Origin of the sequence: Maritimibacter sp. (assembly GCF_016774595.1) — a bacterium.
Classification (GTDB): Bacteria; Pseudomonadota; Alphaproteobacteria; order Rhodobacterales; family Rhodobacteraceae; genus Maritimibacter; species Maritimibacter alkaliphilus.
Map to the genome: position 1 here is coordinate 853,325 of NZ_JACBWT010000001.1, position 20,794 is coordinate 874,118.

Here is a 20,794-nt window from a genome sequence, read left to right on the forward strand (position 1 = left end):
CGCGGTGTCAGGCCAGCGTGGCCCGGCGCACCAGAATGGTTCGGCGCACGAAGGCCGCGACGAAGAAAGCGGTGAGGATCAGGATGATCGTCGGCGCGGGTGCACTGTCGAGAAAGAAACTCGCGTAGGTGCCGCCCAGCGTTGAGATCAGGCAGACGACCACGGCCACCCAGAGCATCGCGCCCAACCTGCGTACCAGCAGAAACGCCGTCGCCCCCGGTGCGATCAGCAGACCCACGGCAAGGATCAGCCCGGTGGCCGACAGGGTCGCGACGATGGTCAGCGACAGGATCGTGAGCAGACCGTAATGAAGCAGCCCCACCGGCAGACCCGAGGCCTGCGCTTGTGCCGGATCGAAAGCATGAAGCATGAGGTCACGCCATTTCATCAGCAGTGCCACGACCACGACCGCCGCGATCCCTCCTGCCGTCCAGAGATCCTCGGCACCGACGCCCAGCATGTTGCCGAACAGGATGTGGTCGAGGTGGACGTTGGTGTTGAGCGATACGTAGATCACCAGCCCCAGCCCGAACATGCCGGAAAAGACGACACCCATCACGGTATCCTGCTTCACCCGGCTGTTCTCGGACAGATACCCGGTCGCCGCCGCCGTCACCATGCCGGCCGCGAAGGCGCCGAGGATCAGGGGCAGGCCCAGCACATAGGCGAGCACGATCCCCGGCAGGACCGCATGGCTGATCGCATCGCCCATCAGCGCCCAGCCCTTGAGCACGAGGAAGCAGGACAGAAGCGCGGTCGGCACGGCGACGATCGCGGAAATCAGAAACGCGTTCTGCATGAACGGGAACTGAAACGGCATGAGCAGCATGTCCATCAGGCCGCCTCCCCGTCCAGTGCCGCCCGCGCCTTGCGTCTGGCCGCGAGAAGCCCATGTTTCGGTGCGACGAGGAAGGTGACGAGGAAAATCACGGTTTGCAGCACGACGATGATGCCGCCCGTCGCGCCGTCGAGGAAATAACTCGCATAGGCACCGACGAAACTCGTCACCGCGCCGATGGCCACCGAGGTCAGGATGAGCCGTGGGAACCGGTCGCAGAGCAGATACGCGGTCGCCCCCGGCGTCACCACCATCGCGATGACGAGGAACGCGCCGACCGTCTGCATCGCGGCCACCACGCTGGCCGAGAGGAGCATGAAGAACACGGCCTTGAGCAGACCGGGGCGCAGCCCGATCGACCGCGCGTGGCTTTCATCGAAGAACACCACCATCAGGTCTTTCCACTTGGCGATCAGAACGGCGAGCGAGACGAAGCCGATGATCGCCAGTTGCAGCGTGTCGTCCGGCGAGATGGCGAGGATGTTGCCCATGGTGATCGTCTGAAGCGACACGGCCATCGGGTTCACCGAAGCCATGAAAAGCCCCAGCCCGAAGAACGAGGTGAAGATGATCCCGATGATGACATCGACCTTCAGCCCGGAACGATCCGACAGAAACAGCATCGCCGCCGCCGCCAACCCGCCCGACAGAAACGCCCCCAGCGCGAACGGCAGGCCGAGCAGATAGGCCCCCGCAACTCCCGGCACGACAGAATGCGACAGCGCGTCGCCGATCAGGGACCAGCCTTTGAGCATCAGGTAGGACGACAGAAACGCACAGACCGCACCGACGAGCGCCGAGACCCACATCGCGTTGGTCATGTAGCCGTAGGTGAAAGGCTCGAAGAGCACGCTCATTCCTTGCGCTCCGTCACCCGCGTCTCGTCGCCGTATTGGACGAAGGGGCGCTCATCGTCGGTCAGGATCGAGATATGGCGCGCATCCTCGTCGTCATGCAGGTCGGTGCCGCCCAGCGTGAAATGGCGAAGCACGCCGCCGAACGCGGCTTCGAGGTTCGCGCGCGTGAAGGTCGTCTCGGTCAGGCCGTGGTTCAGGACCGTGCCCTTGACCAGAACCGTGCGATCACAGAACTCCGGCACGGTGCCGAGGTTGTGGGTCGAGACCAGCATCACCCGGCCCTCGTCGCGCAACTCCCGCAACAGGGCGATGATCTGTTCCTCGGTTTTCACATCCACGCCCGTGAATGGTTCGTCGAGCAGGATCACTTGCCCGTCCTGCGCCAGCGCGCGGGCCAGGAAGACGCGCTTTTTTTGCCCGCCGGACAGCTCCCCGATCTGGCGGTGCCGAAAGTCGCCCATGTTCACCCGGTCGAGCGCGGCGGCGACGGCGGCGTGGTCTGCTTTCGATGGGCGGCGCAGAAACCCCATGTGGCCATAGCGACCCATCATCACCACATCCTCGACCAGCACGGGAAAGGACCAATCGACCTCTTCCGACTGGGGCACATAGGCCACGAGGTTCCGCTTCAGGGCCTCGCGGACTGACATGCCCAGAAGCTCGATCTCGCCGCCCGCGACCGGCACGAACCCCATGATCGCCTTGAAAAGCGTGGACTTGCCCGCACCGTTCACACCGACGAGCGCCGTCACCGTGCCGCGCGGAATCGCGAAACTCGCATGGCGCAACGCGGTGTGACCGTTGCGGTAGGTCACGGTGACGTCACGCGCGGTTATGCCTGCGGTCTGCGCTTCCACGTTCATCACTCCCGCTGCCTTGTCTGCCTGCATGAATACGCGCCTCAGCCCCCGTTGGATGCAAGGCCTTTGACGACCGTTTCGGCGGTGACGCGCAGAAGGTCGAGGTAGGTCGGCACCGGGCCGTCCGGCTCGGACAGGCTGTCCACGTACAGCACGCCGCCATAGGCCGCGCCGGTTTCGCGCGCGACCTGTTCGGCGGGCGACGTGTTCACCGTGCTTTCGCAGAAGACCACCGGAATGTCATTGTCGCGCACCCCGTCGATCACCTTGCGCACCTGCTGGGGCGTGCCGTTCTGGTCGGCGTTCATCGGCCAGAGATACAGCTCACGCAGACCGAAATCGCGGGCGAGGTAGCTGAACGCCCCTTCGCAGGTGACGAGCCAGCGTTGGTCTTCGGGAATCTCGGCGACCGTTTCGCGCAGTGGTTCGAGTGTGGCGCGGAGTTCGTCCTTGTAGGCGGCCGCATTGGCCTCATATGTCGCGGCGTTGTCCGGATCATGTTGCGCGAAGGCGGCGGCGATGTTGTCGATATAGACGATCGCATTGTCGAGCCCCATCCAGGCATGGGGGTTCGGCTTGCCCTCATATGCGCCCTCCGCAATCGGGATCGGCTCGATCCCGTCCGTCAGCGTCACCGATGGCACATCGCCCAGATTGCGCAGGAACTGCTCGAACCAGAGCTCCAGATTCATCCCGTTCCACAGGATCAGATCGGCGTCCTGCGCGCCGACAAGGTCGCGGGGGGTCGGCTCATACCCGTGAATCTCGGCGCCGGGCTTGGTGACAGACACCACCTCGGCCGCCTCCCCCGCCACGTTCTCGGCCATGTCGGCCAGCACGGTGAAGGTGGTCACCACCTTCATCCGGTGTTCGTCAGCCGTGGCGACCGAGCCCATCAGGGCGCCTGCCGCGACACCCGCCACCAAAGCGATTATCCGCGTTCTCATCCTCTATCCTTTCCGTCGCTGTCCTGTGCGCGGCCAGCGCGCCACCAGTTGCGAATGAATTGCAACTAGGGATACAGATTCTCAAGCGTCTTGCAAGTGCAAATCATTTGCAACAAGGTGACCCGAGATCATTTTGCCATGGGCGGCCCCGCCCCAGACGTATATGACCGAGACATGACCGGTTCGCAGGACGACACACTCCTAGAACGCTCACGAAGAAGCGGCCTCAGGATCACCGGGCAACGCCGTGTGATTCTGGAAGTGCTCGAAGGCGCGACCGATCACCCGGATGTCGAGGAACTGCATCGCAAGGTCAGCGCGATCGAGCCGGGCGTGAACATCGCCACCGTCTATCGCACCATGAACACGCTGGCCGAGCACGGCCTGATCGAACGCCATACGTTCGAGGATGGGCGCACCCGGTTCGAACCTGCTCCCACCGATCACCACGACCATTTCATCGACGTGGACACCGGCGACGTGATCGAATTCGTCTCGGACGAGATCGAACGGCTACAGGAAGACATCGCGCGCAAGCACGGGTTCGAAATCGTGAGCCACAAGCTTGAACTCTATGTCCGCCGGATCAAGGACTAGCCGCTAACGGGCAGGCATCCCGCGCCCCCGCACCTGCCGTTTCTGGGCGGCGATGCGGAACGGGGCATTGGGCGCGCCGAAGCCGGTGTAACCCGGATCGCGTTGCAGGATCTCGAAGAACAATCCGCCTGCGAAAGCCTTGGAATAGCACTGGAAGAACGCGCCTTTTTCGTCGTGATCGTAAAGGACGTTCAACGCCTGCATCCGCGCCAAGAGGTCCGGCGCGATATCGAAGCGGGCCGCGAGGTCGTCATAATAGTTCTGCGGCATCGGTAACGGCTCGAACCCCCGCGCCGTCATGTCGGTGAGCGTCGAGAAGATGTCGTCGGTCGCGAGCGCCACGTGCTGAACCGAGGCCCCGAAGGTTTCGGACAGGAAGCGCCCCGCCAGCGTGCGGTGACTGTCGGCCCCGTTGAGCGTGATCTTGAGCGCCCCGTCCGGGCTTTCGACCACCTGACTGCGCACCAGCCCGTCCGGGTCGAACACGTCGACCATGGCCGATTTCCGCATGTCGAAGACCGAGGTATAGAACAGCGTCCACGACAGCATGTCCTCGTAACTCATGGTCTGCGCGATGTGGTCGATGCCCGTGATCCCCGCGCCCGCCGGTGTCTCGCTCTGCCCGAATTCGACCTGCCAGACGTGTTCAAGCCCGGTGCCTTCGTCGATGAAATGCAGCACCGAACCGGACAGGCCGCGAATGGCCGGAATGTCCATCTCGCCCGGCCCGATGGGTTGCGAAAACGGCGCGATCCCAAGCGCCCCGGCCCGGTCGACGACGGCTTGGGCATCGGCCACGCGCAACCCGATATCGCAGACGGTCGTGCCGCGCGCGTTGAACGCGGTCGCGGCGTGCCCCTCGGTCTCCTTGTTCAGCACGATGCGCACGCCGCCTTGGCTCCACAGGCTGACCGCCTTGTTGCGGTGGGTGCCGGACGGAGCGAAACCCAATGTCGCCAGAAGCGCCTCGAGCTTGTCGGCCTCGTCCCCGCGCGTCGCGAATTCGATGAAGCTGACACCATGGCTGGGCACACGGGCCGGAATGCGAGGCAGGTCGACGTCCAGCGACGGCTCGGCCCGGCGCACGTCATCCATCAACGCGACGAGCGAGCGGTATCCGTCCTGCGCCACCTGCCGCGTGGAGCTTCCCCGGAACTGATCGTTGAAAATCTCCAGACTGATCGGCCCGTCATATCCGGCCGCCATGACCGCCTGCATGAACGCTTTGACCGGCAGATCGCCTTCGCCCGGCATGTTGCGGAAGTGGCGCGACCAATAAAGCAGGTCCATGTCGATCTTGGGCGCATCGGCCAGTTGAATGAAGAAGATCTTGTCACCGGGGATACGCCGGATCGTCTCGGGGTCGATCCCCCGACCCAGCGTGTGAAAGCTGTCGAGGATCAGGCCGATGTTCGGGTGATCCGCCCGGCGCACGATTTCCCATGCGTCGCGATGGTCGCTGACATGCTTGCCCCAAGCCAGCGCCTCATACCCGACCCGCATCCCGCGCTTGGCCGCCCGTTCGCCCAATTCAGCGAAATCGTCCGCCGCCCGGTCGATCCCGCCCAGCGCCTTGGGATGGCAGGAGGAGCAATAGAGCACCAGATCTGTGCCAAGCTCGCCCATTAGGTCGAACTTGCGCTCGGCCCGGTCGAAGGCTTTGGAGCGGTAGGGTTCCGGCAGGCCCTCAAAGTCGCGGAACGGCTGAAACAGTGTGATCTCAAGCCCGTGGTCGCGCACCATCCGGCCCACGTCGCGGGGCGAACCGTCGAAGGCGATGAAATCCTGTTCGAAGATTTCGATCCCGTCGTAGCCCGCCGCCGCGATGGCCTCCAGCTTGTCCGTCAATGAGCCAGAGATCGAGACGGTCGCGATGGAGGTTTTCATGGCTTACCCTTGGTATCCCAGAAGCCGCGGCAGGAAGAGCACGAAGTCCGGCACGAAGGTGATGACCATCAGCGCCACGAGCAGCGCGATGATGAACGGCCAGACGTCACGGATGATCCGCCCCACCGGCTGCTGCGTGATGTTCGCGGTGATGAACAGCAACAATCCGTAAGGTGGCGTAATCAGCCCGATCATCGCGTTCACCACGACGATCACGCCGAAGTGGACAAGGTCGATGCCCATGGCCCGCACGGACGGGATCAGGATCGGGACGATGATCAGCAGGATCGCGCCCCCTTCCAGCACCATGCCGAGGGCGAGGAACAGCAGGTTGATGACGATCAGGAACCAAAAGCGGCTGAGTTCGTACTGGCCCAGGAATTCGCTGATCGAAACGGGAAGGTTTTCGCGCGTGATGACGTAGTTGAACGTGATCGCACCGGCGACCAGCACCCCGACGCTCGCGGTCGACCGGGCCGACCCCAGAAGCGCTTGATAGAAGTCTTTGAACGACACCGAGCGGTAGAACAGCGCCGAGACGAGCAGCGCGTAGAACGCGGCCACGGCGGCGGCTTCGGTGGGCGTCATGATGCCGCCGTAGATGCCGCCCAGAAGGATCACGGGCAGCATCAGGGACGGAAGCGCCTTCCACGTGATGCCGGGCAGGTCGCGCATCGGCACCACTTCGTCCACCGGGAAATCGTGGCGGCGGGCCATGATGTAGTTCATCACGCCCATCATCAGGGCCATGAGCAGACCGGGCAGCATTCCGGCGGCGAACAGGAAGCCGACCGATTGGTCCGACACGATGGCATAGAGCACCATCGGGATCGACGGCGGAATGATCGGGCCGACGGTCGCGGTGGCCGCGGTGATCGCGGCGGCATAGCTTTTCGAGTATTTCCCGTCGCGGGTCATCAGATTGATGATGATCTTGCCCATGCCGACCGCATCCGCGACAGCGGACCCGGACATGCCGGAGAAGATCAGCGACGAAACCACGTTGACGTGCCCCAGCCCGCCCCGGAACCGGCCCACCAGCGCCTGCGCGAACCTGAGCAGACGGTCGGCCAGCGAGCCGATGTTCATGATGTCGGCGGCAAGGATAAAGAGCGGGATCGCCAGCAGCGTGTAGTTGTTGAACAGGCCCTGAAGCAGCGTTTCGGACGCGATCGACGGATCGAAGCCCTTGAAGATCAGGTAGACGAAGCTGCCCGCGATCATGGCAAGTCCGACCGACGCCCCCATGAGCGTCAGCCCCACGATCAGGATCAGCGCGAGCGTGAAGGGATCAATCATAGTCGTGCGTCTCCGCGCTCGTTTCGGTGTCGAAGGTCGGCCCGGTGCCGCGAATGCCCGCCCACGCGGTCATCAGGCCGCGCACGGCGACCGAAATCGCGAAGGGAATGTAGATGATGAAGACCCAGAAGAACGGCACGCGGATATAGGCCGTGCGCTCGCGCATCATGAAGTCGATGTAATCCCACGACGCGGGCAGCGTGTAGAGAAAGATCGCGGCGATGGTCAGACCCACCACCACGTCCATGCCCCGGCGGATGCCGCGCGGCATGACGGAATAGACGATGTCGAGCCGGATGATATCGGTCTCGCGGACCACGAAGGCGAAACCGAAGAGGATGCCCCAGAGCCACGCGATCGTCACCCATTCCACGGTCCAGCCCACCGGAAGGCTCAGGAAGTACCGAAATACGATCTGTAGGATGAAGGTGACGAACATGGAAAACAGGAGCAGCGCGAGAATGTTCTCGGCCCGCCTGCCCAGCCAGTTCCAGATGGTCTTCGCCTGTTCCATATGCCCCTCCGGCTCGTGAAGGCAGGCGAGGTTTCCCCCGCCTGCCCGTATCGCGCTTGGCGTGCTTACTGACCGACGGCCTGAATGGCCTCGACCAGCCCTTCGGGCCAATCGGCCGAGTACTTGCTGTCGGCATAGACGCCCAGCACGTGCTCTTGGAAGGCGGCGTTGTCGGGGGCGTAGACGGTCACGCCGGCGGCTTCGATCTCGGCGCGCTTGCTTTCTTCAAGCTCCAGCGTCGAGGCGTCGAGCGCGGCTTCGAAGTTGTCGGCGCATTCCTGCACCTTCGCCTGCTGCTCTTCGTTCATCGAATTCCACTTGTCGAGCGAGATGGTGAACTCGTTCGCCGCGATCAGGTGCGACGTGGTGCCGATGTAGTTGATGACCTCGTGGAACTTCATCGACGCGGTCGCCGGGAAGCCGTTGTCCTGACCGTCGATCGCACCGGACTGAAGCGCGGTGTAGACCTCGGTGAAGGCGACGGGGACCGGGGTCGCGCCCATGGCCTGACCGACGAACTGCCAGCCTTCGCCGCCCGGCATCCGCAGCTTCATGCCTTCGAGATCGGCGGGCGTCATGTATTCCTTGTCGCCTTTGTAGCCCAGATGACGGGCGCCGATGTAGGGATAGGCGAGGATCTTGACCCCGGCCTTTTCCTCGATTTCGGCTTCCAGATCGGCCAGAACGTCGCTGTCGTAGACGGCGCGCATGTGCTCGTAGTCACGGAACAGGAACGGGGTGCCCAGAACGCTGGTCGAGGGGACCTGGTTGTAGAAGTCGAAAATGGCGAGGTTGCCCATGTCGAGGTTGCCGCGCTGCATGGCGGTCAGCTCGGTGCCCTGCTGGAACAGGGTCGCGCCGTGGTAGGGCTGGAAGTTGAAGCCGTCGCCAAGGCAATCGCCGAACTCGGCCTTCAGGATGGCCGAGCGCGGATCGGTTTCCGGCACGGTATCCGAATAGGTGAGTTCGACAACGTCCTGCGCGGACGCAGCACCGGCCGCACAGATGGCCAGAGCCGAGATGGTGGTAGTGAAACGCATTGGTAATCCTCCCTTTCGCGTTCAGTTTGGGTCGGTGAAGGCCTCGAACGTGGCCCGCATCCGGTTGGGATCGGGGACCAGCCCCGAAAACAGTTCAAAGGCGCGCACGGCCTGAAACACGGCCATGCCGGAGCCGTCGAGCACCCGGCACCCCCGCGCGCGCGCCGTGGCCAGAAGCTCGGTCTCACGCGGGAAATAAACGATATCGGCGACCCAGTGGCGCGGCTCGATCAGATCGGCCGGGATCGCCATGCCGGGCAGTTTCGCCATGCCCATCGGGGTGGCGTTCACGATGCCGTCGGACCCGGCCGCCGCAGCGGCGAGATCGGTGATCGCGCGGCCCTCGACCGCATCCGCAAGCGCGGCGGCGGCCTCGGTGTTCGCGTCGTAGATGAACAGGGTTCCGACACCCACATCGCGCAGGGCATGGGCCACCGCGCCGCCGGCACCGCCCGCGCCCAGAAGCAGAACCGCCTCCTTCGGCGCATCCGGCAGACCCCGGCGCAGGCTTTCGGCAAAGCCCCAGAAATCGGTGTTGTGACCGCGCCGCTTGCCGTCCCGGAACACGACGGTGTTCACGGCCCCCACCTTGGTCGCGGCGGGTGACAGCTCGTCAAGCAGCGCCATCACTTCGCGCTTATAGGGAAAGGTCACGTTCAGACCGGCGAATCCGTCCGCCTCGGCGCGGTCGATCAAGGCGCTCAGGTCGGGCGCGCTTTCCATCGCGTCCGGGTCGATCAGGTCGTAGGCGTAGTCGAGGCCCAGCGCCTTGCCTTCAGCGACGTGCATGGCCGGTGTGCGCGATAGCTGGATACCGCGACCGATCAGACCGACCTGCACCTTGCGTGCAGTCGCATCCGGCGCGTCTTGCGCTGTCTCGGCCGAGCCAAGCTTCATTCCAGTCATCCTCCCTCGCCCGGCGAACGAGTCGTCCGGGTATGGCGCCAAAATGGAATCGCGGTTTAAATCTGTCAATCACTTTTAACTTGGGGTTTAATTATTGACGTGCTAACCCTGTCTGAAACGGGGAGGAGAAAATTGGCCAAGTCATTGGAAAAAAATACGAAACCAAAGTCTGGCTGGAAGCAGGACCCGGAGCGGGTCAAGCGTGACATCATCGAAGCGGCGATGGCCGAGTTCGCGCAGAACGGTCTTTCCGGCGCCAAGATCGACGATATCTCGGCCCGCACGAGCACCTCGAAGCGGATGATCTACTACTACTTCGAGGACAAAGAGACGCTTTACATGCGCGCCCTCGAAGCAGCCTATTCCAAGGTCCGACAGGGCGAGGAAAAGCTGGATCTGGACGTTCTGCCCCCGGTCGAGGCGCTTGAACGGCTCGTGTCGTTCACCTTCGACCATCACCGCAAGAACACCGATTTCATCCGTATGGTGATGATCGAGAACGTCCACCACGCGGATTACCTGAACGCCTCGACCGTGATCCGCGGGCTGAACAAGAAAGCCATCGCGCGGCTGGAAACGCTCATCGCCCGTGGCGAGGCGTCCGGCGATTTCCGCGAAGGACTCGATGCGACCGAACTGCACTGGCAGATCTCGGCGCTCTCCGTTTTCAACGTGTCGAACAAGCCGACGTTTTCGTCGCTGTTCGGCAAATCCCTCTACACCCGCGAAGGACAGGACAGGTTGCGCGAGCGTGCCGTGTCGATGGTTCTTGGCGACGTTCTGAAAAGGTGAAACATGCTTAATCCCCAAATCGACGCCTTCATGGCGAAATGGACGTCCGAATGGGCCTCGCTCAAGCCCGGCGCGACCCTGCCCGAACGCAAGGCGCATTTCGAAGGCGTGGCCGCGAACATGGCATTGCCCAAACCCGAGGACGTGGATGATGCGACCGAGCATCATATCGAAAGCGCGGCGGGCCCTGTGCGCGTGCGTGTCTATCGTCACACCTCGGGCGGCACGCAGGATTGCCTGATCTACGCCCATGGCGGCGGGTTCGTTCAGGGCTCGCCCGAAACCCATGCCGACATCACCTCGCGGATCGCGTCGTGGAACAAGCAGACGGTCGTATCGGTGGATTACTACCTTCTGCCCGACCACCCGTTCCCGACCGCGTTCCTCCAGATGTGCGACGTGGCGCGGTGGTGCCGCGCGAACGCCGACCTGCTGGGGATCGACCCGGATCGCATCGCCGTCGGCGGCGATAGCGCGGGGGGAAATCTGGCCGCGGCCACGGCGCTCGCCATGAAGGACGAGTTTCCGTTCATCGCCCAACTCTTGATCTATCCCGTCACCGAGTTCGACCTCGAACGCCCGTCGATGATCGCCAACGCCAATGCGCCGCTGCTTCAGACCAAGGGGATGGCAGCGAACAACCGGATGTTCGTGGGGGGCGAAGAGAACGAGCACATGCTGCGCGACGATCCGCGTTGCGCGCCCTACGTGGCCGACGATCATTCCGGCTGCGCCCCCGCCTTCGTCGCCGTGGCCGAGAACGATCCGCTTTACGACAGTGGCGTGATCTACGCCGAAAAGCTCAAGGCCGCCGGGGTTCCCGTCGTGCTCGACAAGGGCGACGGATTGATTCACGGCTACCTGCGGTCGATGGAATATTGCGACGACGCGCAGGCCAAGCTGCGCAAGATGACCGACTGGCTCGCCGCCCGATGAAACCCGTAACGCCTGGTCTCGACCTCGCCTTCACCATCGAGGCCGAGATCGACGCGCCGCTTTCGGCAGGAACGTCGCCCGATGGCGAGCGGCTCCACATCCCGATCACCGGAGGCCGAGTCTTTGGCCCCCGGCTCACCGGGCGCGTCCTGCCGGGCGGGTCGGATTGGCCGGTGATCGCGCCGGACGGCACCAGCCGGATCGAGGCGCGGTATACGATCGAAGCCGAGGACGGAACGCCGATCTACGTGGTGAACAAGGGGCTGCGCGTCTCATCCGACGACGTGCGCACACGGCTCCGGTCGGGCGAGGCCGTCGATCCGTCGGAGTTCTACATGCGGGCCGCCCCGGTGTTCGACGCGCCATCCGGCCCGCACCGCTGGCTGACCGAACGGCTTTTCATCTGCTCACTCGCCCCGATGGGCCGCACCATCCGGATCGACGTCTACATCGTCACCTGAGTGCGCCGATCCTTTCGCGCTTGGCCCCATAGGCCGGGTGAGCGGTCAGATCGGCTGGGCCATCATACCCATCGTCTGACCGTTCAGCGCCCCCACATCGACGGGCGGCACCTTGCCCATCTGGGCGTCGCCGATCAGGATCGATGTCTTGGCGACATGGGCCACACGCGGCATCCGGCGCGTGCGGAAGGCCGTGAACACCTCGTCCGGGGTGTCGTGCTTGCCCAGTTCGTCGGCCAGTACCAAAGCATCCTCGATCGCCATGCCCGCACCCTGCGCCAGATGCGGTGTCGCCGCGTGAACGGCATCGCCAATGAGGACGACGCGGCCCTTGTGCCAATCGTCCTCCAGCAAGATGACCTCGAGCGGCCGGGCCACCACCTCGGCGTCCTCGGTGATCTGGTCGAGGTATGCGGCGATCTGGGGCGGGGCCATGCTGCGCAAGGCCCGGTCGCGCATCGCGGCGGCGGAGCCTTTGACGGGAAGTTTGAACCCCTCAGGCTCCTCCGACAGAAGAAACATATACATCAGGTCTTCGTTCAACGGGGTCAGCCCGGCGTTGCAGGGACCGGCGAAGACGTGGATGCCCTCGACCTCGGGCGGGCGGCGCAGGTTGTAACGCCAGACCCATTGCCCCGTGTAGCGCGGCTGCGGCGCGTCCGGCAGGATCATGCGGCGGGTGGACGAGAACACGCCGTCGGCCCCGACGACGATGTCGTATCGCGCCGTGCCGCCGTCGGAAAAGGTCACGTCGACCCCGTCGCCGTCATCCGCCATCGCGGCCACCGTGATCCCAAGGCGCACGGTCGCACCGACCTCGGCCACCTTGTCGGCCAGCACCTTTTGCAGGTCACGGCGCAGGATTCCGGCGTTCGACGGATAGTCGGGCCCCGCCAGACGCGGCGCGTCGAACTCGGCTTCCTTGTGCCCCTGCGGCCCGACGAACAGGGTCGTCCGGTCGAACCCCCAGGCGCGCGAGAGGTAGTCGTCGAGCACCTGAAGCTGGTGCATGGCGCGGATCGAATTCATCTGCTGAATGATCCCGACGCCATAGACCGTCCATTCCGGGTCGCGCTCGATGATCTCGACCTCGATGCCTTTCTGCCGCAGCGCGATGCCGGTGCACAGCCCGCCGATCCCGCCGCCGACGACGAGTGCCTTGTCTACCTTCATGACCCGTTTCCTCCCTGTTCGGGGTGAACCGTAGGCAGGGTTGAGGTATTTAGAAAATTGACAGGTTTAATTCAATGCATCCATCGCATCAATGCCGTCGAGGGTCGCGGCCGAGGCCAGCGCCAGATCGCGCAGCCATGACAGGCCGGGGTCGCCATCGCGCAGCATGTGCCATTGGATCATCTGGCGCAGCGGCGGCGCTTCGACCGGCAGCGGGTAGGACACGAGGTCGGCCTCATTCTTCATCAGGGCCGCGAGCCGTCCGTGGACCGTCGCGATCCGATTGGTTCCGGTGATGAGGTAAGGCAGCGAGGCGAACGAAAAGGTCGTAGCCTCGACGCGTCGTGTAAGCCCGCCCCCCGCAATCAGACGCCCATCGACGGTCTGGGCCTGCTGCGGCGGCACCATCACCACATGCCCCGCGGCCTCATAGGCGCGGCTGTCCATCGGGCCGGTGCCGTATTTACCCTTGGCCCATGCGACCACGACATAACGATCCTCATACAGAAGCGTCGAGGGATGGTCGGGCGACACGAAAGGCTCCGGCGCGATCAAGAGATCGACCTCACCCCGTTCGATCTGGTTGTAGGGCGCTATTTCCTGCGCCCGAAGATTGAACCGCACGGTCGCATTCTGGTCATCGGCGAGCCGGAACATGGTCGGCATCAGCACTCTCAGGCTGTAGTCGGACAACAGCAGGTTGAAGGTGCGGTCCGATTGGTCCGGCTCGAACTGCGGACCCCGGTCGATCGCGGCCTCTACGCGCACGAGAACGTCGCGGATCGCGGGCCGCAAGGCTTCGGCGCGCGGGGTCAGCTCCATCCGGCGGCCCACCTGAACCAGCAGCGGATCGTCGAAATAGGTGCGAAGCCGGGTCAGCGCGTTGGACATCGCGGATTGCGACATGAACATCCGCCCCGCCGCCTCGGTGACCGAGCGGTGCTCCAGCATGTGATCCAGCGCCACCAGCAGGTTGAGATCGAGCTTCTTGAACCGCATGCAGAACCCTCTTCGGTGCATTTTCAGAATCAATGGATAACATGAAAAATATCCATTTTCCGAATGATTGGAAGTCCCATACGGTCCCTGAAGCTGCAAGGAGGACACCGACATGCGCATCATCGGGCCGGACGAACTGGTCTTTGGCGTCGACAACCGTGACGCCTGCGAAGCCTTTCTGACGGACTTCGGGCTGACCGCGGCCGGAGACGGCCGCTTTGAGGCGCTCGACAAGACGGCGATCCGCCTGTGCGCCACCGACGACCCCGACCTGCCTGCCCCCCTGCCCACCAATTCCTGGCTGCGCCAGACGATCTGGGGGGTCGAGGATCAGGCCACGCTCGACGCGATCGAGACCGAGCTGTCGAAAGATCGCGACGTCGCAAAGGCCGCCGATGGCACGCTGTCCTGCAAGGACGACGCAGGGTTTCAGATCGCCTTCCGCATCACGCGCCGCGTCACGCTGGACATGCCCGCCGAGATGATAAACGCCCCCGGCGCCAAACCCGGGCGCGCCCCGAACCATGTCGGCGCCGACGAAGCGGCCACGGCCGCCCCCCGCACCCTGAGCCATATCGTCTACTTCGTTCCCGACATGGACAGGATGGCGAATTTCTACATCGACCGGCTGGGCTTCGTCATCACCGACAAGTTCACGAACACCGGGCCGTTCCTGCGCCCGCAGGCGAACCTCGATCACCATGTGCTGTTCATGGTCCAGACGCCCGAATACATGCAGGGCATCGAACATCTCGCCTTCCATATGTCCGGGCCGACCGATCTGATGCTGGCCGGGTCGCGCATGATCAAGAAGGGCTACGAGTCCTTCTGGGGACCGGGGCGCCACAAATTCGGCTCCAACTGGTTCTGGTATTTCAGCTCACCGCTGCGCGTGAACATCGAATACGATGCGGACATGGACCTGCACGATGGCGATTGGGTCATGCGTGAAACGCCGATGAGCGCGGAGGCCTCGCAGATGTTCTTGTTCGAGAACGTCGAAAAGTGGTCGCCGGGTGGCCCCCCGCCGGGCAAGTCGTAAGCGCGAAGGCCCGTCGCGCGCATCGTGACGGGGCCGGTCGATCAGGTGTCCGGCACCGGTATGCGGCCCCCCCTCGGGAACCGCTCCGCGTCTAGGGCCGGACATGGGAGGAGAGGACATGCAGGACATCTTGGACACCCCGCGCGCGGCGGACCGCTGGATGCGGAACATCACGGGCGGGATCGCCGTCGTCGCCATCGCCGGCATCCTGCTGGGGGCGGGCGTCGTCGTCGCCGACGTGCTGGGCAAATGGTTGTTCGGCCATTCGGTCTTCGCGTTGAACGAAGTGATGTCGCTGGTCTTCGCCGTCGCCGTCGCCGCGACATTTCCGGCGGGCGCCGCGAACCGGGTGAACCTCAAGATCGACCTGCTCGCCCCGCTGACCGGCGCCCGGATGACGGCATGGCTGAACGTCGTCGGGTCCGTCGTGCTGCTGGCCTTTTTCGTCATGCTGGCGTGGAGCATCTGGGGCCTTGGTCTGCGCTATCACACGCAGGCCCGCGCCACCGCGCTGCTCGAAGTGCCGCTCGCCCCCGCTTACTTCGTCATCTCGCTTTCGATGTGGGCGTCGTCCGCCGTGCAACTGCTTCACGTCGTCAACGACACGCGGGCCGCCGTGGCGACACCCAAGGACGCGGGATCGAGCGGGATCGTCGTGGTGCTCGCCGCCCTGTTCGCGGTGATCTGTCTGGGCATCCTCTACTGGATGGTGACCGACATGGATGGCGTCACGAACTTCATGTACGCCAGTCCGGGCCTTGCCGTGCTCGCCGCCTTCGCGCTGTTGTGGCTGGGGGTGTTTCTTCAGATCCCTCTCGCCTCGGTCACCGCCGTGATCGGCGTCGTGGGCGCGCTGGCGGTGCTTGGCCCCAACGCGGCGGTGAACACCTTCGGCGGCGATTCCGCCGATTTCCTGCGCAACGATCAGGTGGCGACCCTGCCCCTCTTTCTCATCATGGGGGCCTTCTCGGTCGCCGCCGGGGTGTCGCACGACCTGTTTCGGCTGGGGAACGCGATCCTCGGCCCGCTCAGAGGCGGCCTTGCCTATGCCACCATCGCGGCCTGTGCCGGGTTTGGTGCCGTGTCCGGCAATTCGGTCGTGACTTCGGCCACCTTCGGGCGCATGGCGCTCCCGGAAATGCAGAAGCTGAAATACGCGCCCACGCTTGCCACCGCCACGGTCGCGGCAGGCGGCACGCTCGGGGCGCTGGTGCCGCCGTCGGGAGTCATCATCCTGTTCGCCCTTCTGACCGAGGAAAGCATCGGCGCGCTGTTCGTCGCGGCGATGATCCCCGCGGCGCTGGCCATCGTGCTTTATTTCTGCGCGGTCTTCGCGACCGTCACGTTCTCGAAAGACACGGCGCCCGCCGCCGCCCGCGTGCCATTCTCGGAAATCCGTGCCGCCTTTGTCGGTGCTGGCCCTGTGGTCGGCATGTTCGCCATCGTGATCGGCGGGCTTTACTCGGGCCTATTCACCGTGACGGAAAGCGCCGCTGTCGGGGCGGTCTGCGCCTTTGCGCTCGCGATCCTGCGCGGACGGCTGAACCGGACCACCCTTCTGCGCGTGTTTTCGGAAACGACGACGACCGTCGCCATGATCTATGCGCTGATCTTCGGCGGTCTGATGTTCGCCTTCTTCGTCAATCTCAGCCAGGCGCCCGACCTCGTCGCCGCCTGGGTCTCGGGGATCGACGCGAAGCCGGTGATCGTCCTCGCGATCCTCGTGCTGATCTATCTTGCGCTCGGCTCGGTGATGGACAGCTTCGGCGTGATGATCATCACCCTTCCGGTGGTGACGCCGATCATCCTGCACCTCGGATACGACATGCTGTTCTGGGGCGTGCTCATGCTGGTGGTGGTCGAGATCGGGATGATTACGCCGCCGTTCGGAATGAACCTGTTCATCATCAAGAACATCGACCCCAGGATCAGCCTGACCACGGTGATGAAAGGCGTCTTTCCCTTCATCATCGCGGACATCGTCAAGATCATCCTCATCATCGCTTTCCCGGCCCTGTCGCTCTGGCTGCCTTCGACGATGAACTAGCGTGTGGTGTTAGGCGCGGGTTCCAGGCTGTGGCGGGCCGGAGAACGCGTCCTCCAGAATTCTAGGATACTAGAATACTAGGATACTAGGATACTAGGATACTAGGATACTAGGATACTAGGATACTAGGATACTGGAGAGGGACTTTGGCGCTAAGCTACTGAAATAAAAACACAAAAACCATAGCCCCGATCCCATCATAACAGCAAAAACGCCGGCCGGGGCACCCCCGACCGGCGTTTCGCCTTCCAATTCGTTCAGGCGTATTACGACCCGCTGTCGATCTGTTCCTGCGCCTCGATCACGGCGGCTTTCCATTCGTCGACCAGCTCTTCGCCGCCCGGCACACGCTCGGCGAAGCCCTTGACGATGACCGGAAACAGGTTGGTCTTGATCGCCTCGAACTCGGCATCGGGAAGCGTATTGAACGTGTGGTCGCCCTGAGCCTGCACGAAGCCCTTCGAATCCGCTTCCCACTGATCCACGATCTTGCCCATCTCGCGCGTCACGTCGCAGCCGGAATGCGCATCGAGCACGGCTTTCGCCTCGTCGGACAACGCGTCGTATTTCGACTGGAGCATGAACACCATCCCGATCGCCCCGCCCAGCGGCGCGTCGAGGTGGTCGGTCGTCACCTCGTTCAACTTGAAGCCCGGAAATGCCGTGTAGCTCATGAAAGTGCCATCCGCGTTGCCGCGCTGAAGCGCCTGATACTGCTCAGGCAGGATGATCGACAGCGGTGTGCCGCCATTGGCCGACACGATGGCGGCCGCCACGGGCGAACCTGTCGCGATCTTCTTGCCCGCCAGATCCTTGAACGAGGTCGCGGGCGAACCGTTCAGGTGCACCTTGGTCTGCGGAAACGGCACGAAGAACAGCGGGTGGTAATCGGCCAGCTCGTCACCGATCGTGCCCGCTTCGTAAAGTTCGCAGAACCCCATCGCGATGGCTTCCGCCGAGCCGTCGATGAACGGCGTGGTGGCGACGAGCGAACGCGGGAAGCGACCCGGATCGAAGGCGAGCATCCCCCAGGCCATCTGCACCACGTCGTCCATGACCCGGTCGACATAGTTGTTCGGGCTGACCAGCGCCGGGCCATGTCGCGGATCGACCTGAACGGCGTCGCCCCCGTCGGCGTTCACCGCGGCCGCCCAAGGCTCCATGATAAGTTTGTTGATCGGGTGCATCGGTACGTTGCCGGTCCCGAAGACCAGCGTTTCGGCAAAGCTCGCAAGCGGCGTCAGCGCCGTGGCGGCGGCAAGCGCGCCGGCCAGAAGTCGTTTTCCCATGGTATCCTCCCTATGGATATCAAACCCGGAGACGTCGCGGGCTTACGTGAGTGTAGGCACCGCCCCATGGGTTTGAAAATTGAATTGGATGAATGACATCAATTGATCCGCTGAATGCACCGGGTGATCTCGCGGCTTTCAATACCGTCCCAGATCTTCGCTCAAATGCACGGGGCCGTCGAAGACCGCCTCGATCCGCGCAAGGTATTCCGGCGCGCGCGCCGGCGTCATCATCCCCGGCGAAAAATGCACGGCGACAAGCTCTTTCGCGCCCGCGCGGCGGGCCATGTCGCCCAATTGTTCGGGGCTCAGATGGTGGTCTGCGAGGTGCGCGCCGATCATCTGGATACGCGCCTCGGGCATCTGGGGGTTCGCCTCGCGCACGCGCGTCATCGTCAGGTCCACATCCATGAGTTCGCCCACCAGCAGGTCGACGCCCTGCGCGAGTCCTTCCACCGCCTTGCACGGCCCGGTGTCACCGGTGAACACGACCGAGCGGTCGGGCGTGTCGAACCGAAGCGACAGCGACAGATACCACCCGCTGCCATGGTCCGCCTCACCGCGATAATGCGTGTTCTCACAGCAGGTCAGCGTCACCTCGCCGATCTCGACGGTGTCGCCCGGATTGATCTCCCGCACCTCGACGAAATCGCGCGCATGAGGGAGCGTCTGCCCCGGAACGCCAAATCCGATCTCGTTGGGCACGTCGCAGGCATCGGTCAGCCCGGCCACGATCCTTGCGGTTCCGGTCGGGCCGAAGATGCGGAGCGGCTGGTTGCGCTGGGTCATCATGTTCAGACCGAGCAAAGCGAACAGGCTGCCGATGTGATCGAAATGGTGATGCGACAGCACGACGGTGTGGATGTCGCGAAACGGCACCTCGGCCCGCGTCAACTGGCCCAGCGCACCCTCGCCGCAGTCGATGAGGATCGCCTGATCCCCGGCCTTCAACAGGTGCGCAGGCTGCGACCGGCCGGGTTGCAGGATCGGCCCTCCGGCGGTGCCCAAGGTGACGAATGTGGTCGAGTGATCCAAAGCGTGCCTCCGTCTGCGCGTCGTCGCGCGACGGTATCAGGGGGTGACGCATTCGGAAAATTCCGATGAACAATCGCACGCATTCATCGCGCGAATGCCTTGATCGGGATATCGGGTGGCCGCGTGGACCTCAGCCGTTGAAGGGGCCGGTCACCCGGCCCCCTGCTCGCGGTGCATCCGCGCCTGAAACCGCGCCAGAGCGTTTGACAGCTGCTCGGCCTCATAGGTGCGGGTCGCTTCCGAGGGGAAAATCGATTCACCATTCGCAATCTGCGCGGCCTCCCGCGCGAGATTTGCCAGCGGTTGCAGGTAGCGATAGGCGAACACGATGGCCAGAACACCGATTGCGGCGAACAGCCCGGCCAGCGTCCAGATCAGCGAGGACATCGCGGACCCCATGGCGGTCGCGCCCGTCGTTACCGGAACCTGAACCACCAGCGACCATCCGAACGGCGGCATGCTGCCCTCGATCACGTTGGGGAACACCCCGGACACGGTCGGTGCGTCGTCATGGGAAGAAACGATGACTTCAAACTCGGTTCCCAGTTCGGCGCGCGACCGGATCAACGCGGACGGCCCCGCTTTGGTCCAGTCGCCATAGGCGAACAGCGGCTCTGAATTGGTGTCGAGCACCATCACGTCCACTTCCAGACGCGCGGCTGCGCTCTGAACCACCCGGTCGAGCCACGCACCCTGAAGCTGGTAGACCGCCAGACCGATCGCCTGTCCGTAATCGTCCCGAACCGGCCGGGACAGGAAAATCCGGCTGCCTTCGCCGGAGGAGGCCGTCTGCACGGTGTCACCGCGAAGCCCCTGATTGAACCACGGTGCGGTCGAAACATCCGCGCCCTGATCCTTGCCCAGCGTCGAGGCCATGACGGTGCCGTCCAGCCCCACGACAGCGGCCCATGTGATGCCCTCCGATGCCATGGCCGCCGCGTCCGTAAGCACGCGCATTCCGTCATGGTCATCGAGATCGACATAGGCGCTGAAACCGACGAGACTGTCCCATTCCCGTTCCACCAGCGCCGAGACCGCGAGCTGGATGGATTGTGCCGAATGTCGTGCCACATCGCCCTGCGCGCGGATCGCCACATCCTCGACCTTCCGCTGGAACGGCAAGATGAAGACGACGATGGCGAGAAGAAATGCGATCCCAGCGCTTGCGAACAGGGTGCTTATGATGCGGGGATGGTTCGAATCGTGATCGGTGTGGGACATGGTCGTTACTCGCAGGAATATTAACCATGATCTGCCAGATACCTTTGGCAGGAA

General features: G+C 63.8%; 20 protein-coding genes. 6 read left to right on the forward strand and 14 right to left on the reverse strand.

Features of this window, described 5'->3' with window-relative positions; genetic code table 11:
• Nucleotides 1-7 precede the first annotated feature (7 nt).
• From HOY44_RS04235 to HOY44_RS04250, 4 genes are read right to left on the reverse strand one after another with little or no spacing between them, the layout of a single operon-like run.
• Nucleotides 8-835, reverse strand: coding sequence for a metal ABC transporter permease (locus HOY44_RS04235; RefSeq protein WP_287433225.1), 828 nt, complete (start codon nt 833-835; stop codon nt 8-10).
• Nucleotides 835-1,695 (reverse strand): metal ABC transporter permease, encoded by an 861-nt coding sequence (locus tag HOY44_RS04240; RefSeq protein WP_287433226.1) that lies wholly within the window; start codon nt 1,693-1,695, stop codon nt 835-837. Before HOY44_RS04240 ends, HOY44_RS04235 begins: the two co-directional genes overlap by 1 nt.
• A complete protein-coding gene (locus HOY44_RS04245; protein WP_050771997.1) occupies nt 1,692-2,585 on the reverse strand; it encodes a manganese/iron ABC transporter ATP-binding protein in 894 nt (297 codons plus the stop codon). The genes HOY44_RS04240 and HOY44_RS04245 overlap by 4 nt, the downstream gene beginning before the upstream one ends.
• 11 nt (nt 2,586-2,596) lie before the next feature.
• Nucleotides 2,597-3,502, reverse strand: a complete 906-nt coding sequence (locus HOY44_RS04250; RefSeq protein ID WP_502710681.1) for a metal ABC transporter substrate-binding protein — start codon at nt 3,500-3,502, stop codon at nt 2,597-2,599.
• 174 nt (nt 3,503-3,676) lie between these two features.
• Here HOY44_RS04250 and HOY44_RS04255 point away from each other — a divergent pair, with 174 nt between their 5' ends.
• Nucleotides 3,677-4,099 carry a Fur family transcriptional regulator gene (locus tag HOY44_RS04255; RefSeq protein WP_287433227.1) on the forward strand — a complete coding sequence of 141 codons (423 nt, stop codon included), beginning with the start codon at nt 3,677-3,679 and terminating at the stop codon, nt 4,097-4,099.
• A gap of 3 nt (nt 4,100-4,102) precedes the next feature.
• Here the strand turns inward: HOY44_RS04255 and HOY44_RS04260 are convergent, their stop codons facing one another.
• From HOY44_RS04260 to HOY44_RS04280, 5 genes are all read right to left on the reverse strand, one after another.
• Entirely contained in the window at nt 4,103-5,986 is a 1,884-nt protein-coding gene (locus tag HOY44_RS04260) for a bifunctional sugar phosphate isomerase/epimerase/4-hydroxyphenylpyruvate dioxygenase family protein (protein ID WP_287433229.1), read from the reverse strand.
• 3 nt (nt 5,987-5,989) lie between these two features.
• Complete coding sequence (locus HOY44_RS04265; protein WP_287433230.1) at nt 5,990-7,285, reverse strand: TRAP transporter large permease; 1,296 nt, start codon at nt 7,283-7,285, stop codon at nt 5,990-5,992.
• Nucleotides 7,278-7,799 carry a TRAP transporter small permease gene (locus HOY44_RS04270; protein ID WP_008334700.1) on the reverse strand — a complete coding sequence of 174 codons (522 nt, stop codon included), beginning with the start codon at nt 7,797-7,799 and terminating at the stop codon, nt 7,278-7,280. The genes HOY44_RS04265 and HOY44_RS04270 overlap by 8 nt, the downstream gene beginning before the upstream one ends.
• A gap of 65 nt (nt 7,800-7,864) precedes the next feature.
• Nucleotides 7,865-8,839: a TRAP transporter substrate-binding protein DctP gene (gene dctP / locus HOY44_RS04275; RefSeq protein ID WP_138421571.1), complete on the reverse strand. Its 975-nt coding sequence runs from the start codon at nt 8,837-8,839 to the stop codon at nt 7,865-7,867.
• A 21-nt stretch (nt 8,840-8,860) separates the two neighbouring features.
• Nucleotides 8,861-9,736 (reverse strand): shikimate dehydrogenase, encoded by an 876-nt coding sequence (locus tag HOY44_RS04280; RefSeq protein WP_287433231.1) that lies wholly within the window; start codon nt 9,734-9,736, stop codon nt 8,861-8,863.
• Between the two features lie 141 nt (nt 9,737-9,877).
• Between HOY44_RS04280 and HOY44_RS04285 the strand changes: the two genes are divergently transcribed.
• Genes HOY44_RS04285 through HOY44_RS04295 form a run of 3 tightly spaced genes read left to right on the forward strand, consistent with a single transcriptional unit; the run spans nt 9,878 to nt 11,934 of the window.
• On the forward strand, nt 9,878-10,537 hold the full coding sequence (locus HOY44_RS04285) for a TetR/AcrR family transcriptional regulator (protein WP_254655614.1): 660 nt from the start codon (nt 9,878-9,880) through the stop codon (nt 10,535-10,537).
• 3 nt (nt 10,538-10,540) lie between these two features.
• Entirely contained in the window at nt 10,541-11,473 is a 933-nt protein-coding gene (locus tag HOY44_RS04290) for an alpha/beta hydrolase (RefSeq protein WP_287433233.1), read from the forward strand.
• Complete coding sequence (locus HOY44_RS04295) at nt 11,470-11,934, forward strand: DUF3237 domain-containing protein (protein WP_287433235.1); 465 nt, start codon at nt 11,470-11,472, stop codon at nt 11,932-11,934. The genes HOY44_RS04290 and HOY44_RS04295 overlap by 4 nt, the downstream gene beginning before the upstream one ends.
• A gap of 45 nt (nt 11,935-11,979) precedes the next feature.
• Here HOY44_RS04295 and HOY44_RS04300 read toward each other — a convergent pair whose 3' ends face one another.
• Nucleotides 11,980-13,107, reverse strand: coding sequence for an FAD-dependent oxidoreductase (locus HOY44_RS04300; RefSeq protein ID WP_287433237.1), 1,128 nt, complete (start codon nt 13,105-13,107; stop codon nt 11,980-11,982).
• A gap of 66 nt (nt 13,108-13,173) precedes the next feature.
• On the reverse strand, nt 13,174-14,106 hold the full coding sequence (locus HOY44_RS04305; protein ID WP_138421574.1) for a LysR family transcriptional regulator: 933 nt from the start codon (nt 14,104-14,106) through the stop codon (nt 13,174-13,176).
• A gap of 112 nt (nt 14,107-14,218) precedes the next feature.
• Between HOY44_RS04305 and HOY44_RS04310 the strand changes: the two genes are divergently transcribed.
• Both HOY44_RS04310 and HOY44_RS04315 read left to right on the forward strand, forming a co-directional pair.
• Nucleotides 14,219-15,148 carry a VOC family protein gene (locus HOY44_RS04310; RefSeq protein ID WP_287433240.1) on the forward strand — a complete coding sequence of 310 codons (930 nt, stop codon included), beginning with the start codon at nt 14,219-14,221 and terminating at the stop codon, nt 15,146-15,148.
• Between the two features lie 118 nt (nt 15,149-15,266).
• A complete protein-coding gene (locus HOY44_RS04315) occupies nt 15,267-17,195 on the forward strand; it encodes a TRAP transporter large permease (RefSeq protein ID WP_287433242.1) in 1,929 nt (642 codons plus the stop codon).
• 266 nt (nt 17,196-17,461) lie between these two features.
• Here HOY44_RS04315 and HOY44_RS04320 read toward each other — a convergent pair whose 3' ends face one another.
• The 3 genes from HOY44_RS04320 to HOY44_RS04330 form a co-directional block, all read right to left on the reverse strand.
• A complete protein-coding gene (locus HOY44_RS04320) occupies nt 17,462-18,484 on the reverse strand; it encodes a TRAP transporter substrate-binding protein (protein ID WP_287433244.1) in 1,023 nt (340 codons plus the stop codon).
• A gap of 138 nt (nt 18,485-18,622) precedes the next feature.
• A complete protein-coding gene (locus HOY44_RS04325; RefSeq protein WP_287433246.1) occupies nt 18,623-19,519 on the reverse strand; it encodes an MBL fold metallo-hydrolase in 897 nt (298 codons plus the stop codon).
• A 150-nt stretch (nt 19,520-19,669) separates the two neighbouring features.
• Nucleotides 19,670-20,740: a cache domain-containing protein gene (locus tag HOY44_RS04330; RefSeq protein WP_287433247.1), complete on the reverse strand. Its 1,071-nt coding sequence runs from the start codon at nt 20,738-20,740 to the stop codon at nt 19,670-19,672.
• Between the last annotated feature and the right edge of the window lie 54 nt (nt 20,741-20,794).